The sequence below is a fragment of the Streptomyces xylophagus genome (assembly GCF_000716435.1).
GTDB lineage: Bacteria > Actinomycetota > Actinomycetes > Streptomycetales > Streptomycetaceae > Streptomyces > Streptomyces xylophagus.
The window spans coordinates 67412-81801 of sequence record NZ_JNWO01000037.1 but is presented as its reverse complement, the minus strand read 5'-3'; the positions used below and the strand labels follow the sequence as shown (position 1 = coordinate 81801).

15 protein-coding genes are annotated in these 14390 nt (G+C 70.7%); 5 read left to right on the top strand and 10 right to left on the bottom strand.

The features are described from left to right. Window positions 1–136: 136 nt before the first annotated feature. Window positions 137–385, top strand: coding sequence for a hypothetical protein (locus OO70_RS54985; RefSeq protein WP_158711606.1), 249 nt, complete (start codon window positions 137–139; stop codon window positions 383–385). A 511-nt stretch (window positions 386–896) separates the two neighbouring features. Here OO70_RS54985 and OO70_RS45795 read toward each other — a convergent pair. Then, on the bottom strand, window positions 897–1397 hold the full coding sequence (locus OO70_RS45795) for a CGNR zinc finger domain-containing protein (RefSeq protein ID WP_043686051.1): 501 nt from the start codon (window positions 1395–1397) through the stop codon (window positions 897–899). A gap of 84 nt (window positions 1398–1481) precedes the next feature. On the opposite strand from OO70_RS45795, the gene OO70_RS45790 reads away from it, so the two are divergent. Both OO70_RS45790 and OO70_RS45785 read left to right on the top strand, forming a co-directional pair. Continuing rightward, the gene (locus OO70_RS45790) at window positions 1482–1853 is read left to right on the top strand and encodes a VOC family protein (RefSeq protein WP_043686048.1); all 372 of its coding nucleotides are present in this window, start codon (window positions 1482–1484) and stop codon (window positions 1851–1853) included. Window positions 1854–1885: 32 nt separating this feature from the next. Beyond that, the gene (locus OO70_RS45785; protein WP_043686045.1) at window positions 1886–2266 is read left to right on the top strand and encodes a VOC family protein; all 381 of its coding nucleotides are present in this window, start codon (window positions 1886–1888) and stop codon (window positions 2264–2266) included. 8 nt (window positions 2267–2274) lie between these two features. Here the strand turns inward: OO70_RS45785 and OO70_RS45780 are convergent, their stop codons facing one another. From OO70_RS45780 to OO70_RS45765, 4 genes are all read right to left on the bottom strand, one after another. Beyond that, window positions 2275–3417: a dipeptidase gene (locus OO70_RS45780; protein ID WP_043686043.1), complete on the bottom strand. Its 1143-nt coding sequence runs from the start codon at window positions 3415–3417 to the stop codon at window positions 2275–2277. A 131-nt stretch (window positions 3418–3548) separates the two neighbouring features. Next, window positions 3549–4727 (bottom strand): dipeptidase, encoded by a 1179-nt coding sequence (locus tag OO70_RS45775; RefSeq protein ID WP_043686040.1) that lies wholly within the window; start codon window positions 4725–4727, stop codon window positions 3549–3551. A gap of 5 nt (window positions 4728–4732) precedes the next feature. Next, window positions 4733–5272, bottom strand: a complete 540-nt coding sequence (gene purE, locus OO70_RS45770) for a 5-(carboxyamino)imidazole ribonucleotide mutase (protein ID WP_078651825.1) — start codon at window positions 5270–5272, stop codon at window positions 4733–4735. Next, window positions 5269–6408: a 5-(carboxyamino)imidazole ribonucleotide synthase gene (locus tag OO70_RS45765; protein ID WP_043686034.1), complete on the bottom strand. Its 1140-nt coding sequence runs from the start codon at window positions 6406–6408 to the stop codon at window positions 5269–5271. The genes purE and OO70_RS45765 overlap by 4 nt, the downstream gene beginning before the upstream one ends. A 163-nt stretch (window positions 6409–6571) precedes the next feature. On the opposite strand from OO70_RS45765, the gene OO70_RS45760 reads away from it, so the two are divergent. Further along, entirely contained in the window at window positions 6572–7090 is a 519-nt protein-coding gene (locus OO70_RS45760; RefSeq protein ID WP_043686031.1) for a GtrA family protein, read from the top strand. A gap of 22 nt (window positions 7091–7112) precedes the next feature. Here the strand turns inward: OO70_RS45760 and OO70_RS45755 are convergent, their stop codons facing one another. After that, window positions 7113–8390, bottom strand: a complete 1278-nt coding sequence (locus OO70_RS45755) for an ATP-binding protein (protein ID WP_043686028.1) — start codon at window positions 8388–8390, stop codon at window positions 7113–7115. A 140-nt stretch (window positions 8391–8530) separates the two neighbouring features. Next, the gene (locus OO70_RS45750) at window positions 8531–9208 is read right to left on the bottom strand and encodes a response regulator transcription factor (RefSeq protein WP_174447603.1); all 678 of its coding nucleotides are present in this window, start codon (window positions 9206–9208) and stop codon (window positions 8531–8533) included. Window positions 9209–9542: 334 nt separating this feature from the next. On the opposite strand from OO70_RS45750, the gene OO70_RS45745 reads away from it, so the two are divergent. After that, window positions 9543–11039, top strand: coding sequence for an oligopeptide:H+ symporter (locus tag OO70_RS45745; protein WP_043686025.1), 1497 nt, complete (start codon window positions 9543–9545; stop codon window positions 11037–11039). Window positions 11040–11113: 74 nt separating this feature from the next. Here the strand turns inward: OO70_RS45745 and OO70_RS45740 are convergent, their stop codons facing one another. From OO70_RS45740 to OO70_RS45730, 3 genes are read right to left on the bottom strand one after another with little or no spacing between them, the layout of a single operon-like run. Next, window positions 11114–12415: a hypothetical protein gene (locus OO70_RS45740; protein WP_407702895.1), complete on the bottom strand. Its 1302-nt coding sequence runs from the start codon at window positions 12413–12415 to the stop codon at window positions 11114–11116. Then, on the bottom strand, window positions 12412–13518 hold the full coding sequence (locus OO70_RS45735; RefSeq protein ID WP_043686022.1) for a hypothetical protein: 1107 nt from the start codon (window positions 13516–13518) through the stop codon (window positions 12412–12414). Before OO70_RS45735 ends, OO70_RS45740 begins: the two co-directional genes overlap by 4 nt. After that, window positions 13515–14375, bottom strand: coding sequence for a COG1470 family protein (locus tag OO70_RS45730; protein ID WP_043686126.1), 861 nt, complete (start codon window positions 14373–14375; stop codon window positions 13515–13517). Before OO70_RS45730 ends, OO70_RS45735 begins: the two co-directional genes overlap by 4 nt. Window positions 14376–14390: the final 15 nt, after the last annotated feature.

Here is a 14390-nt window from a genome sequence, read left to right as displayed (position 1 = left end):
CGATGGACCGGCCCACGGCCTAGGCGATGGGCCGGGCACTAGGCACAGACGGCGGGCTCGCCCCCGGCACAGACGATCGGCCGTCGAACGGCGTAGCCGATGGACCGACCCCCCGCACAGGCGGACGGGACGGCCGATGGCACAAGGCATGGGCCGTCCCCCGGCACAGACGATGGACCGGCCCACGGCCTATGCGATGGGCCGGGCACTGGCACGGACGGCGGGCTCGCCCCCGGCACAGACGATCGGCCGTCTCACGGCTCAGGCGACGGACCGGCCCACGGCACAGGCAATGGGCCAGGCACTGGCACGGACGGCGGGCTCGCCCCCGGCACAGACGATCGGCCGTCTCAGGGCCCAGACGATGGACCGGCCCACGGCCTAGGCGATGGGTCGGGCACTGGCACGGACGGCGGGCTCGCCCCCGGCACAGACGATCGGCCGTCTCAGGGCCCAGGCGACGGACCGGCCCACGGCACAGGCAATGGGCCAGGCACTGGCACGGACGGCGGGCTCGCCCCCGGCACAGACAGTGGGCCGTCTCAGGGCCCAGACGATGGGCCGGCCTACGGCCTTGGCGAGGGCACGGGCGATGGGCTGGCCCGCGGCACAGACAGATGGGACGGCCGATGGCACAGGCGATGGACCGCCCCCCGGCACAGAGGATGGGCTGGCCCACGGCGTAGGCCACGGAGCGTCTCCCGGCTCAGACGATGGGCCGTCGCAGGGCACAGGCCTGGGCCAACCCCCGGCACAGACGATCGACCGTCGCGCAGCGCATACGCAGGCGACGCCGGTCCGGCCGAGGCTCAGTCGGCCGGACCGGCGTCTGGCTGCATTCTGCACCACTGGGCTGTCCTCGGCGCCCGGACCGCTCAAGTCACCCTCGGCGAGGGCTACTTGGCCCGGTACCGACGCATCTTCGCGCGCGATCCGCACACCGCCATCGAGCACCAGCGGCCCCTGCCCGCCGGGCTGCGGTCGTAGTACGCCCAGTGACAGGTCGGGGCCTCGCAGGCCTTGAGGCGGGGCCAGGTGCCCGCGACGAGGGACTGGGCGATCGCCGCCGCGACACGGGAGAGCAGGGGTTCCGCGTTGGCGGGCGTGAGCCGGGCGGAACCGTCGTGGGCGTCGAGCGCGATCAACAGCGGGGCGCGCGCGAGGAGTTCGCCGAGCGGAGTCACGTCCTGGTGCGCGGGGTGGCCCGCGTGGGCGAGCAGGGTGGCGCGCAGGGACTCGCGGAGTTCGCGGGCCTGTGGGACCTGGTGTGCCGTGAGTCCGAAGGAGGCCCAGCCGTCCTCCGTGTCCAGCGCGTCGGCCCCCGCCTCGATGTCCAGCGTGTTCACCAGGGCCTCGATCAGGGCCAAGTCGCCGGGCGCAGGAACTCTCTCACTCATGCTTGCGACGTTACCTCCAATGCGGGAGCATGAGGTAACCGTTACCGACTGACGCTAGATATGGGTAACCCGAAGGAGTCCGCCATGGCCATCGCCAAGCTCGGTGCCGTCGTCCTGGACTGTCCCGACCCGCGCGCGCTCGCCGGCTTCTACGCCGAGATCCTGGGCGGCACCGTCGAAGGAGAGGACGAGGGCGAGGGCGACTGGGTGGACCTGAAAGTCCCCGGCGGGCAGTCGCTGGCGTTCCAGGAGTCTCCGGGGCACGTACCGCCGAAGTGGCCCGCGCCCGGCGACTCGCAGCAGTTCCATCTCGACCTGGCCGTCGAGGACCTGGACGCGGCCGAGAAGGGCGTCCTCGCTCTGGGCGCGACCCCGCTGGACACCGACGACCGCTCACGCGCCTGGCGGGTGTACGCCGACCCGGCGGGGCACCCGTTCTGCCTCTGCGCCTGCTGACACCGCCGTTCCCGAAGACCCCGGAGGTCACCATGTCCGCCGTCGCCCGTTTCCGTTCCACCGTGATCGACTGCCCGGACCCGCTCGCGCTCGCCGCGTTCTACGCCGGGATTCTCGGCGGCACGCCTCGCGCCGCCGACGACGAGTGGGTCGTACTCGATATTCCGGACGGGCCCCGGATCGCCTTCCAGCGGGTGGATGAGTACATCGCGCCGGAGTGGCCGCGGGCGGACCGGCCGCAGCAGTTCCATCTCGACTTCGACGCCGGGTCGACGTGGGAGGAGATCGAGGCGGCGGAGAAGGCCGTACTGGCGCTCGGCGCGCGGCTGTTGGAGCGGCAGGACAAGGAGGACTTCCGGGTGTACGCCGATCCGGCAGGGCATCCCTTCTGCCTCTGCCGGATCGACCACTGACCGGAGATCTACCCGTCCAGCTCGGCGATCTTCGCCGTCGACGGCTCGCGGCGCTGCTGGGCGGCGCGGGCGGTGAAGTCGGCGCTGCGCAGGGCGCGTTGGACGTTGCCCCAGCTGAGCAGGGCGAGGTCGGGCTCGGACCAGCCGCGGTGGAGGAGTTCGGCGAAGAGGTGCGGGTAGCAGGAGGCGTCGGCGAGGTCCTGCGGGTGGGCGGTGCCGGCGTCGTAGGTGCCGGACAGGGCGACGGACTCCGGGCCCGCGACCCGGCGGACGTGGTCGAGGTGGTCGGCGACGTCCCGGACGGACGGGCCGGTCTGCTCGGCGGTGAGCGGCACCATGCACAGGCCCTTGGCGGCGCCGACCGCGGCGAGGAGTTCGTCGGAGAGGTTGGCCGGGTGCGGGCGCAGGGTGCGGGCTGCGGAACGGGTGAACAGGACAGGTGCCTTGGACGCCGCGAGCGCGCGGCGGATCGTCTCCTCGGAGGCGCCGGAGAGGTCGGCGAGCACGCCGAGCCGGTTCATCTCGCGCACGACCTCCTCGCCGAACCGGGTCAGCCCGGCCTCGCTCGCCCAGGACACCCCGGACAGCGTGAGGACCCGTAGACCCAGCGCGTGCAGGGAGCGCAGGATGCCGAGCGAGTCGCCGAGCGCGGGGGCGCCGGCGGGGCCGAGCAGCACGGCGATACGGCCGCAGTTGCGCACGTCGGTGGTCTGGCCCGCGGTGTACGCGAGGCGCAGGCCCTCGGGGTGCGCGCGGACCACCGTGTTCACCAGGTCCAGCTGCTCCAGGGTGGCGCCCACCGCCCGGTCCCCGGCGAGACCCTCGGGCAGGTGCAGCGACCAGAACAGGGCGCCGACATGCCCCTCGCGCAGCCGCGGCACATCGGTGTCCACGGAACTCTCCCCCAGCTCCAGGTCGAACCACGGCAGGTGCCGCAGCGCCCACGGCAGCCCGCTGTAGCCGTCCGCGACCGGGTGCGCGGCGAGGATGGCGCGGGCGCGCTCCAGGGGGGCCGCGGCGGGGTCGGAGACGGGGTCGTACGGTTCCGCGGTGTCCGGCGGGAAGGGCCCGGCGGGAAAGGGCTCGTGGACCAAGTCGTCGAGCTCGCCGACCTCGGTCGTCGCGTGCAGTTGGTCCTGGAGGTCGGCCATGGCGGGGCTCCGTACGTCGTTACGGCAGTACGGTCACCGTCGCACGCTGACGAGGGGGCTTCCTGGTGGGCGGTGCGTTCGGGGTACGGCGCGGGAGTGGCCGCTCCCGCGCCGCGCCGGACACCGGTTCCTCAGCCGTCCAGCGACTCGAGGGTCGCGTTCGACGGCCCCCGCGTCGCCCGGATGTCCCGCGCCACGTCCTCGGCCGCGCCCAGCACCCGTACCGCGTTCTGCCAGGTCAGCTTGGCCAGGTCGGGGCGGGACCAGCCGCGGTCCAGGAGTTCCGCGATGAGGTTCGGGTAGCCGGAGACGTCGTTGAGGCCGTCGGGGGTGAAGGCCGTGCCGTCGTAGTCGCCGCCGATGCCGAGGTGGTCGACGCCCGCGACCTCGCGCATGTGGTCGAGGTGGTCGGCGACGGTGGAGACCGTGGCGACCGGGCGCGGGTTGAGCTCCTCGAAGGCGCGGTGCACCTTCATCGCCTCGGCGGTGGTCTCCAGGTGGTGCAGGCCGTGGGCGCGCATGTTGTCGTCGGCCGCGGCCGTCCAGTCCACGGCGGCCTGGAGCACGAACTTCGGGACGAACGTCACCATCGCCATACCGCCGTTGGCAGGGAGGCGTTCCAGCACGTCGTCCGGGATGTTGCGCGGGTGGTCGCAGACCGCCCGGGAGGAGGAGTGGGAGAAGATCACGGGGGCCGTCGAGGTGTCGAGCGCGTCGCGCATCGTCGTCGCCGCCACGTGCGAGAGGTCCACGAGCATGCCCTCGCGGTTCATCTCCCGCACGACCGCACGGCCGAACGCCGACAGTCCGCCGACCCCCGGTTCGTCCGTCGCCGAGTCCGCCCAGGCCACGTTGTCGTTGTGGGTGAGCGTCATGTAGCGGACGCCGAGCGCGTACAACCCCCGCAGTGTGCCGAGGGAGTTGGCGATCGAGTGCCCGCCCTCCGCCCCCATCAACGAGGCGATACGGCCCTCCGCGCGCGCCGACTCCATGTCCGCGGCGGTCAGCGCGGGCGCCAGGTCCTGCGGGTAGCGGGCCAGCAACTGCCGTACGCAGTCGATCTGTTCGAGCGTCGTCGGCACCGGGTCCGGCAGGTCCGAGCGGACGTACACCGACCAGTACTGCGCACCGACGCCGCCCTCGCGCAGGCGCGGGATGTCGGTGTGCAGATGGGCGTTCTGGTGTACGGCGATGTCGCGGGCGTCGAGGTCGTAGGTGACCTGCTTGCGCAGCGCCCAGGGCAGGTCGTTGTGCCCGTCGACGATCGGGAACTCGCGCAGGAGTTCCCGCGCCTCGTCCAGTGAGGTCATCCCCGTCACTTCCCGAAGCCGAAGCCGCTGCCGCTGCCGCCCTCGACCTTGGTGCGCAGGCGCTTGCCCTTCTCCGTGGCCTGGTCGTTCAGCTCCTGCTGGAACTCCCGCATACGGACGAGGAGTTCGTCGTCGTGGGTGGCCAGGATGCGGGCGGCGAGCAGGCCCGCGTTGCGCGCGCCGGCGACCGAGACGGTGGCGACGGGGACACCGGCCGGCATCTGCACGATGGACAGCAACGAGTCCATGCCGTCCAGGTACTTCAGCGGCACGGGGACGCCGATCACCGGCAGCGGGGTCACCGAGGCCAGCATGCCCGGGAGGTGGGCCGCGCCGCCGGCGCCCGCGATGATCACCTTGAGGCCGCGGCCGTCGGCCTGCTCGCCGTACGTGATCATCTCTCGCGGCATCCGGTGTGCGGAGACGACGTCGACCTCGTACGCGATCTCGAACTCGTCGAGGGCCTGCGCGGCGGCCTCCATGACGGGCCAGTCGGAGTCCGACCCCATGACGATTCCTACGACGGGTCCTGCGACGGGGCTCATTCGGTGATCGTGCCTCTCAGATAGCCGGCTGCGTGACGGGCCCGCTCGAGGACGTCGTCCAGGTCGTCGCCGTAGGTGTTGACGTGGCCCACCTTGCGGCCGGGCTTCACGTCCTTGCCGTACATGTGGATCTTCAGCTGCGGGTCGCGGGCCATGCAGTGCAGGTACGCGGAGTACATGTCCGGGTAGTCGCCGCCCAGGACGTTGCACATCACGGTCCAGGGGGCCCGGGCGCGCGGGTCGCCCAGCGGGAGGTCGAGGACCGCGCGGACGTGGTTGGCGAACTGGCTGGTGATCGCGCCGTCCTGGGTCCAGTGGCCGGAGTTGTGCGGGCGCATGGCGAGTTCGTTGACGAGGATGCGGCCGTCGGCGGTCTGGAACAGCTCGACGGCGAGGTGGCCGACGACACCGAGTTCCTTGGCGATGCGCAGGGCCATCTCCTCGGCCCGCAGCGCGAGGGACTCGTCCAGGTCGGGGGCGGGCGCGATCACCGTGTCGCAGACGCCGTTCACCTGCTGGGACTCGACGACCGGGTAGGCGACCGCCTGGCCGTGCGGGGAGCGTACGACGTTGGCCGCCAGCTCCCGTACGAAGTCCACCTTCTCCTCGGCGAGCACGGGGACGCCGGCACGGAAGGGATCGGCGGCCTCCTCCGCGCTGCCCACGACCCACACGCCCTTGCCGTCGTAGCCGCCGCGGACGGTCTTGAGGACGACCGGGAAGCCGTCCCCTTCCTCGGCGAACGCGACCACGTCCGCCGGGTCCGTCACGATGCGGTGCCGCGGGCACGGCACGCCGATCTCGACGAGCTTCGCGCGCATCACGCCCTTGTCCTGGGCGTGCACGAGCGCGTCCGGGCCGGGGCGCACGGGGATGCCGTCCGCCTCCAAGGCGCGCAGATGCTCGGTGGGGACGTGTTCGTGATCGAAGGTGATCACATCGCAGCCCCGCGCGAAGTCACGCAGCGTGTCGAGGTCGCGGTAGTCGCCGATGACGACATCGCCGACGACCTGCGCCGCGGACTCCTGAGGGGTGTCACTGAGAAGCTTGAATCTGATGCCGAGCGGGATGCCCGCCTCGTGTGTCATACGAGCGAGCTGCCCCCCGCCGACCATGCCGACTACCGGGAACGTCACTCCCCCAGGGTATCGGTCACGCCGGGGCGGCCCGATTTCCGTACCTCTTACCGTCCTTTTCCGGGTCTCTTCCCCACCTGTGAGCGGCTTCGCGGGCGCCGGGGGAAAGCGATGGTTAGCATGGCTGGGTCCAGAATCCGAGAAGACGGAGGCCTGCCCAACCATGGAACGTGGTTCCGAAGGGCCTTTCAAACGGCTCGCACGCGAGGTCGCCAAGTTCGGCGCGGTGGGCATCGTGGGCACCGTGGTGAACTTCGCGGTCTCCAACCTGCTGTGGCATCTGACCAGCCTGCAGGCCGTGCGCGCCAACGTGATCGCCACGATCGTGGCCATCGTGTGCAACTACGTGGGCTTCCGCTACTTCACCTACCGTGACCGCGACAAGAGCGCCCGCACCAAGGAACTCACGCTGTTCCTGGCGTTCAGCCTGGTCGGCCTGGTGATCGAGAACGGCGTCCTGTTCGCGGCGATCTACGGCCTCGGCTGGGACAGCTCGCTGCAGCGCAACGTCTTCAAGGTGCTCGGCATCGGCATCGCGACGCTGTTCCGCTTCTGGTCGTACCGCACCTGGGTGTTCAAGGCCCTGCCGATCGAGGACGAGCCCGAGGAACCGGCCGCCGCGGAGACCTTCCCGGGGCCGGCGTCGGAGCCGCTGCCCCGCCCCAAGCAGCACGTGAGCTGAACCACCCTCTTTCCGCCGGGGTTCAGCGGACCGTGGGCTCCTCGTCCTCCACCGGCAGCCGCTTCGTCGGCGGCGTACGCGACAGGAACAGCCCGAACACCGGCGGCTGCAGCTGCAGCATCTCCAGCCGGCCCCCGTCCGCCTCCGCGAGGTCCCGCGCGACCGCGAGGCCGATCCCCGTGGAGTTGCGGCCGCTGATCGTGCGCTCGAAGATCCGGGCGCCGAGGTCGGTGGGTACCCCAGGACCCTCGTCCGTGACTTCTACGACGGCCTGGTTGCCGGTGACACGGGTGCGCAGGGCGACCGTGCCGCCGCCGTGCATCAGGGAGTTCTCGATCAGCGCGGCCAGCACCTGGGCGACCGCGCCCGGGGTGCCGACGGCCTGCAGATGCCGCTTGCCCGAGCTGACGATCGCGCGGCCGGAGCTGCGGTAGGCGGGGCGCCACTCGGCGAGCTGCTGCTGGATGACCTCGTCGAGGTCGAAGGAGACGGCGGAGCCGGTACGGGGATCACGCGCGTTGGTCAGCAGCCGCTCCACGACGTCCGTGAGCCGCTCGACCTGCGTCAGCGCGATCGTCGCCTCCTCCTTCACCGTGTCCGGGTCGTCCGTGAGGGTGATCTCCTCCAGGCGCATGGACAGCGCGGTCAGCGGCGTACGCAACTGGTGCGAGGCGTCCGCGGCGAGCCTGCGCTCGGCGGTGAGCATCCGCGCGATGCGCTCGGCGGAGGAGTCCAGGACATCGGCGACCCGGTCCAACTCCGGGACGCTGTACCGCTTGTGCCGGGGCCGCGGGTCACCGGAACCGAGCCGCTCGGCGGTCTCCGCGAGGTCGGTGAGCGGCGAGGCGAGCCGGTTGGCCTGTCGTACCGCGAGCAGGACGGCGGCCACCACGGCCAGCAACGCCACGGCGCCGATGATGAGCAGCGTCCGCCCGACCTCACGGGTGACGGTCGAGCGCGGCTCCATCACGGTGACCGTCTCGCCCTCCTCCCCCTTGGCCGTGGAGCGGATGACGTCACCCGTCGGCTTGGTACCGACCGCGATCACCGGGTCCCCCGGGATCCGGATCACGGCGTACCGGTCCTCCGTGACCTGCGTGCGCAGCACCTCGGAGTCGACGATCTCCGCCCCGAGAATCCGACTGTCCACGATGCTGGCGAGCCGCAGCGCCTCGGAGTCCACACGTTCCTGGGCACTGTTGCTGATGGTCCGCGTCTCCACGATGACGAGAGACACACCAAAGACGGCGATCACGACGAGCACCACAGCGAGGGTGGACTGAATAAGACGACGGCGCACGGGACCCTCCGGGCGGTGACTTTTTGAGAACCGGTGTGGGCAGCACCCTCAGGGGCGCGGGGAACTGCGCGACCAGCCCCCACCGACGGCCAGTCGCGCACACCACACCAGCCACCCACGACGCAACGCGCGTAGCCGACCTAGCTCTTCTCGAACCGGAACCCGACACCCCGCACCGTGGCGATGTACCGAGGATTCGCCGCGTCATCGCCGAGCTTCTTACGCAACCAGGAGATGTGCATGTCGAGCGTCTTGGTCGACGACCACCACGTCGTGTCCCAGACCTCGCGCATCAACTGGTCACGAGTCACTACCCGCCCGGCATCCCGCACGAGAACACGCAGCAGGTCGAACTCCTTGGCGGTGAGCTGAAGTTCCTCGTCACCCATCCACGCACGGTGGGACTCGACGTCGATACGGACGCCGTGCGTGGCGGGCGGCTGCGCGGGCTCGGCCGCGCCGCGCCGCAGCAGGGCCCGGACACGCGCGAGCAGTTCGGCGAGCCGGAAGGGTTTGGTGACGTAGTCGTCGGCGCCCGCGTCGAGACCGACGACGGTGTCCACCTCGTCGGCGCGTGCGGTCAGGATGAGGATCGGGACGGTGTGGCCTTCGGCGCGCAGTCGGCGGGCCACTTCCAGGCCGTCCATGCCGGGCAGGCCCAGGTCCAGGACACACAGGTCGATGCCGCCCTGGATGCCGGCGTCGAGGGCTGTCGGTCCGTCCTCGCGCACCTCGACCTCGTAACCTTCCCGTCGCAAAGCGCGGGCCAGCGGCTCCGAAATGGACGCGTCGTCCTCGGCGAGCAGTACACGGGTCATGAGGTGATGGTAGTCCGCCTCGGACAGCGGTCGAGGTGTGATCGCCACGAGTGATTCTTACCTTGGGGCAAGTCGGATTCGCTGCGGTGAAGAATCTGGTCCGAACCTGTGCCTGTGGGATGTGATCCTTGTATTCACCTTGGAAAAGTCGGCCGCGGTTCCACTTCTTCCTGTGATCGATGTCTCAAGTCCTTCCATATCCGGCAGTGTCCTGTCGTATGGTGACTGGACCGCTTGTAGTGACACCGGGGACCTTTGGCGAGCATTTACTGCTGAAGGTCTTTTTTGTGTGCGGCCCTCCCGGCCAACAAGGCCCGACCAGCAAGGATCGACCATGGCGTCCAGCCTGACGAAGGACTCGGTGACTCCGGGCACCCCCGGTTCCGATACGACCTTCTTCGGCCACCCCCGCGGACTGGCCACGCTCTTCATGACCGAGATGTGGGAGCGCTTCTCCTACTACGGCATGAGGGCCCTGCTTCCCCTGTACCTGGTCGCCCCCGGCGGCCTGCACCTGAGCGCGGCCACCGCTACCGCGATCTACTCGGTGTACCTGTCCCTCGTGTACCTGCTCGCCCTGCCCGGCGGCTGGTTCGCGGACCGGGTCCTCGGCCCCCGCAAGACCGTCGCGGTCGCCGGCGTGATCATCATGCTCGGCCACCTCACCCTGGCCCTGCCGACCTCGGGCACGTTCTTCGCGGGCCTCGGCCTGGTGGCGATCGGTTCCGGTCTCCTCAAGGCCAACATCTCCACGATGGTCGGCCACCTCTACGAGGGCCCGGACGACCCGCGCCGCGACGGCGGCTTCACCCTCTTCTACATCGGCATCAACATCGGCGCCTTCGCCGCGCCGCTGGCCATCGGCACCGTCGGTGAGAACGTCAACTGGCACCTCGGCTTCGCGCTCGCCGCGGTCGGCATGGCCATCGGTCTCGCCCAGTACCTGCTCGGCACGCGCCACCTCAGCTCCCGCTCGGACGTCGTCCCCACGCCGCTGTCCGCCGCGGAGAAGTCGGCCACCCTGCGCAAGTCCGCGCTGTGGGCCGCCGTCGCCGTCGTCTTCTACGCGGTCGTCGGCTTCTCCGGCCACTACACGCTGAACTGGCTGCTGGTCCCGATCACGGTCGCCGGCCTGCTCATCCCGGTCGTGGTCATCGCCCGCATCAAGCGCGACAAGACCCTCGACCGCGCCGACCAGTCGAAGATGTCCGCGTACATCTGGTTCTTCGTCGCCGCGGCCGTCTTCTGGATGATCTACGACCAGGGCGGCTCGACAGTGTCCCTGTTCGCCGACTCCTCGGCGAAGAACACCGTGTTCGGCTGGGAGTTCCCGGTCTCCTGGTACCAGTCGGTCAACCCGGTCCTCATCATGGCCCTCGCCCCGGTCTTCGCCTGGGCCTGGCTGGCCCTGGCCCGCCGCGGCAAGGAGCCGAGCACGGCGACGAAGTTCGCGATGGGCCTCGTCCTGATCGGCGCGTCCTTCTTCCTCTTCCTGGCCCCGCTCGCGATCGCCGACGGCGGTCACAAGGCGGCCGCGATGTGGCTGGTGGCGATCTACTTCGTCCAGACGGTCGGCGAACTGACCCTCTCCCCCGTCGGCCTCTCCGTCACCACGAAGATGGCTCCCGCCAAGTACGCCTCCCAGATGATGGGCGTCTGGTTCCTCGCGGTGACCGCCGGCGACGCCACGACGGGTCTCCTCTCGATCGCCGGCGTGGACCTGAACAAGACGGGCATCGTCGCCCTGCAGGCCGTCCTCGCGGTCCTGGCGGGCGCGGCGGTGTGGATGTACCGCAAGAAGGTCAAGGCACTCATGGGCGACGTGCACTGACGCACGCCTGCGCCTACGGCGACCGGGCTGAGGGCCGTCACATCCATCGGGGTGTGACGGCCCTCAGCGTCTGCCTACCGCAGCCGCCTGCGCCCCGGCATGAACGTGAACACCGCCACGCCCAGCAGGATCGCCGTGCCGGAGACAAGGCCGAGGGCCTTGAGGCCGCCGTGGCTGTCGGAGCCCGTCTCGGCCAAGCCGCCCGAGGTCGACGTGGAGGAAGTTCCCGACGCGCCGCTCGCCTGTGCGGTGGTGTCCAGGGTCAGGGAGACCTCCGACTTTGTCGGCGTGCACGTCGTCGTCGTGCCGAGGGCCTCGATCGTCAGAACTCCGGGGGCCAGTGTCGACGAGCCGGTCGCGCCGGGCTTGTACGTGCCGGTGAGGTCCGGGATCTCGATCGGGTCGCCGGATTTGATGACGGCGGAGTTCGTCGGGCCCTCCACGTGGACCGTGCCGCTGTCGGCGCCGCCCAGGACCACCTCCATCGACGGCTTCACGGAGTCCGCCGGGATCTCGGCCGGGCTGTCCATCACCGACTTCTTGAACTGCACGGTGAGGTCGTAACTCCCGCCGTCCTTCGTGGCGTTGATCTGCACGGACGAGGTCGCGCTCTTGTCACCGAGCGGCGTCTTGCACGCGTACGGGACGGAGACCTCCTTGCCGGTGAAGTCGCTCTGGCCACTTCCGGTGCCGTCGCTTGCGCTCGCGGACGCGGATGCCGAATCGCTGGGCGACGCGGACTCGGAGGCGGATGCCGAGTCACTGGGCGACGTCGAGTCCGTCGGGGTCGGGGACGTGCTCGACGAGCTGCCGTCCCCCGCCGTCACGTCGATCGTCGCCGCCGACTGCACGGTCTGCGTCGGTGTGCACACCGTGTCCGTTTTCAGCACGTTGACCGTGTACGCGTCCGGTGTCAGCGTCACCGTCCCGGCCGTCGTCAGTTTCAGGGTGCCCTTCATGTCGGACAGGACCATGGGGGCGCCCTTGGGGATCGCCGGGTTCTCGCGTGGGCCCTGCATCGCGATGTTCGCGGTCTGGGCGCCGGCCGCCTTCAGAATCCCGGACGGTTGAACGGAGTTGGCATCCAGGTCGAGGAGGTCGGGGTTCTTCGACGCGGCCTGCGTGAACTTCCACACGACGGTGACGGTGTCGCCGACCTTCGCCGTGGCCGGGGCGGTGATGTCGACCTTCGTGGTGCCGTCGACAGGGGTGATGCCGCCAGGTGGCACACAGTGCGTCGCGAACGACACCTCGGCTGCCTGCGCGGACCCGGCGCTCACGCCGAGCAGGACGCCCGCAGCGCCGAGGATCAACGCGGCGCCCGCCGCGCTCGCTCTCCGTTCGCCGACCGGTATGACTCTCCTTGGCTTGCTCACGTAGGGCCCTTCCTGGTGGGAGTCGTGGGACTCGTCGGACTGTCGTCGTGCGGTGCGGAGAGCCGACCGGCCGTGCCCGGATCGGAGTCCGGGGTGAACCACGGCAGGGTCGAAGTCGGAGGTGCTGCTGCTTCCTGCGCGGCTGCCGTGCCGAACTTCGGCATGCGCAGGGTGAGTTGGGTGGGCATAGGCAGGCTCCGGTGCCGGGGCGGTCCCGTGCTGCGGCCCGCGCGGCGCGGCCGTATCCGGTCCACGACGGCCATTCCGACACGGAACACCGCCGCCGGTACGACCACGCAGACCAGGATCCAGAACAGGGTCACGCCCCAGGGGCGGCCGACGCCCCACGGCTCCTCGGCGAGCACCCGGCCGCCGTACTTCATCGAGACGGTGTAGTCGCCGTGCGCTCCGGCCGACAGATCGACGGGGAGTTTGATCTCCGCCTTCCCGCCGGGTGCGATCGTGCCGTTGAACTGCTGGTCGTCCCACTGCGGCGCGAACACCCCGTGGGAGGTGCCGACTTGGAACACGGGGTTCTTGACGGGGGACGAGCCGGCGTTGCCGACGGTGAAGACCAGCGTGCGGGACGGAGGTGCCCCGAACCAGGTCAACAGCCCGCTAGAACCGTCCAGTCGGGTGTCGGAGAGGACCGACAGCCGTCCGGTCGAGGGTTCCGCGGGGAGTGGTTCGACCGCATGGCCCGCCACCTGGAGCACCGCGTCCGCCGACGCGCTCGCGCCCGTCACCGTCGCCACATGCACCACGCACGGGCACGGCACCGGCGGCTCGGACACCGGCAGCTTCTTGCTGAAGACGCCCTTGGCGTCGGTCGTGACGGCCCTGCCGTCCGCGTTCGCACAGGAGTTGGTCCCGCCGATCACCCCGCGCGCGGGCGTGGCCTGTCCGCAGATCAGCATCATCAGCAGGGCGTGCGCCCGCCAGCCGCTACCGGAGACGGTGATCGAACCGCCCGTCCCCGCCTGCGACTTGGAGAGCTTGACCGCGGGGCCTGCCGCGGCGACAGCAGGCGTCGCCCCCGCCAACGGCAGCAGAAGCAGCGCGAGCACCGCCACCAGCGCCGGAATCCGCACCTTGCCGCTCACGTCACCGCTCCCGTCAACTCGACTTCCGTACGCGGGTGTTCGGACGACCCGTCTCCCTCATCCGTACGGCGCCGACGGCGTCGTAGTCGTAGGAGTCGGGTGAGAAGCAGTGCGGCCCCTGCCGTCAGCGCGACCCCGATCCCCGCCACCGCGCCCCAGGGCACGAACCGTGCCGACGCGGTCGCCGTGGCGTGCGCGCCGGCCGTCGTCGTGACCGTGAGGTGGATGTCGACCGCGTCCAGGGCGGGGTGGTCGGGCCAGGGCTCGGTGAGCTTCAGGCGTTGGCCTGGGGGCAGTTGGACCGGGAGGGTGCGCGCGGGGCGGTCGAGGAGGGTGCCCAGGATGCCGGTGGCGTGGACGGCCAGTTTCGGGGTGAGGGGTGTGGTGCCTCGGTTGACCAGGTCGTAGGTGATGCGGTCGCCGTGGACGGCCATGTGCTCGATGGTCAGTGCGGACAACCTGGGTCCGGCGATGTGGAGTTGGAGTCGTACCGTCGCCGCCCGGCCCTCCGCGTCCCGCGCGACGATCGTGCCGGTGCGGTCGCCCGGGGTGGCGGTCGCGGGGACGTTCACGGTGAACGGGATGTCCGCGCGGGTGCGGGCCGGGACCCGAACTCCCGTGCCGGCGAAGGTGATCGGGACGCCTGTGCCGTGGAGTCGTACGGTGACCGGCCGGGTGGTCGGGTTGCTCACGGACACCGTGTCCTGGAGGGTCGTGCCGGGGTCGCCCTCCGCGTAGAACGTCGGGCGGCCGCCGCCCGCGGGCGCGAGGGACCAGCCCTCGGCGGCTGTCGCGGTCGGCGCGGCCGTCAGGAGGGCGAGGAGGGACAGGCACAGGACACGGGCGGTCGACGACAGCATGGGCGGCTCCAC

Coding starts and splice junctions, on each gene's coding strand:
- OO70_RS45775 (WP_043686040.1), bottom strand. CDS start 4,727: ATGACCTCACTGGACGAGGCGCGGGAACTCCTGCGCGAGTTCCCGATC.
- OO70_RS45760 (WP_043686031.1), top strand. CDS start 6,572: ATGGAACGTGGTTCCGAAGGGCCTTTCAAACGGCTCGCACGCGAGGTC.
- OO70_RS45745 (WP_043686025.1), top strand. CDS start 9,543: ATGGCGTCCAGCCTGACGAAGGACTCGGTGACTCCGGGCACCCCCGGT.
- OO70_RS45750 (WP_174447603.1), bottom strand. CDS start 9,208: ATGACCCGTGTACTGCTCGCCGAGGACGACGCGTCCATTTCGGAGCCG.
- OO70_RS45795 (WP_043686051.1), bottom strand. CDS start 1,397: ATGAGTGAGAGAGTTCCTGCGCCCGGCGACTTGGCCCTGATCGAGGCC.
- purE (WP_078651825.1), bottom strand. CDS start 5,272: ATGAGCCCCGTCGCAGGACCCGTCGTAGGAATCGTCATGGGGTCGGAC.
- OO70_RS45790 (WP_043686048.1), top strand. CDS start 1,482: ATGGCCATCGCCAAGCTCGGTGCCGTCGTCCTGGACTGTCCCGACCCG.
- OO70_RS54985 (WP_158711606.1), top strand. CDS start 137: ATGGCACAAGGCATGGGCCGTCCCCCGGCACAGACGATGGACCGGCCC.
- OO70_RS45780 (WP_043686043.1), bottom strand. CDS start 3,417: ATGGCCGACCTCCAGGACCAACTGCACGCGACGACCGAGGTCGGCGAG.
- OO70_RS45785 (WP_043686045.1), top strand. CDS start 1,886: ATGTCCGCCGTCGCCCGTTTCCGTTCCACCGTGATCGACTGCCCGGAC.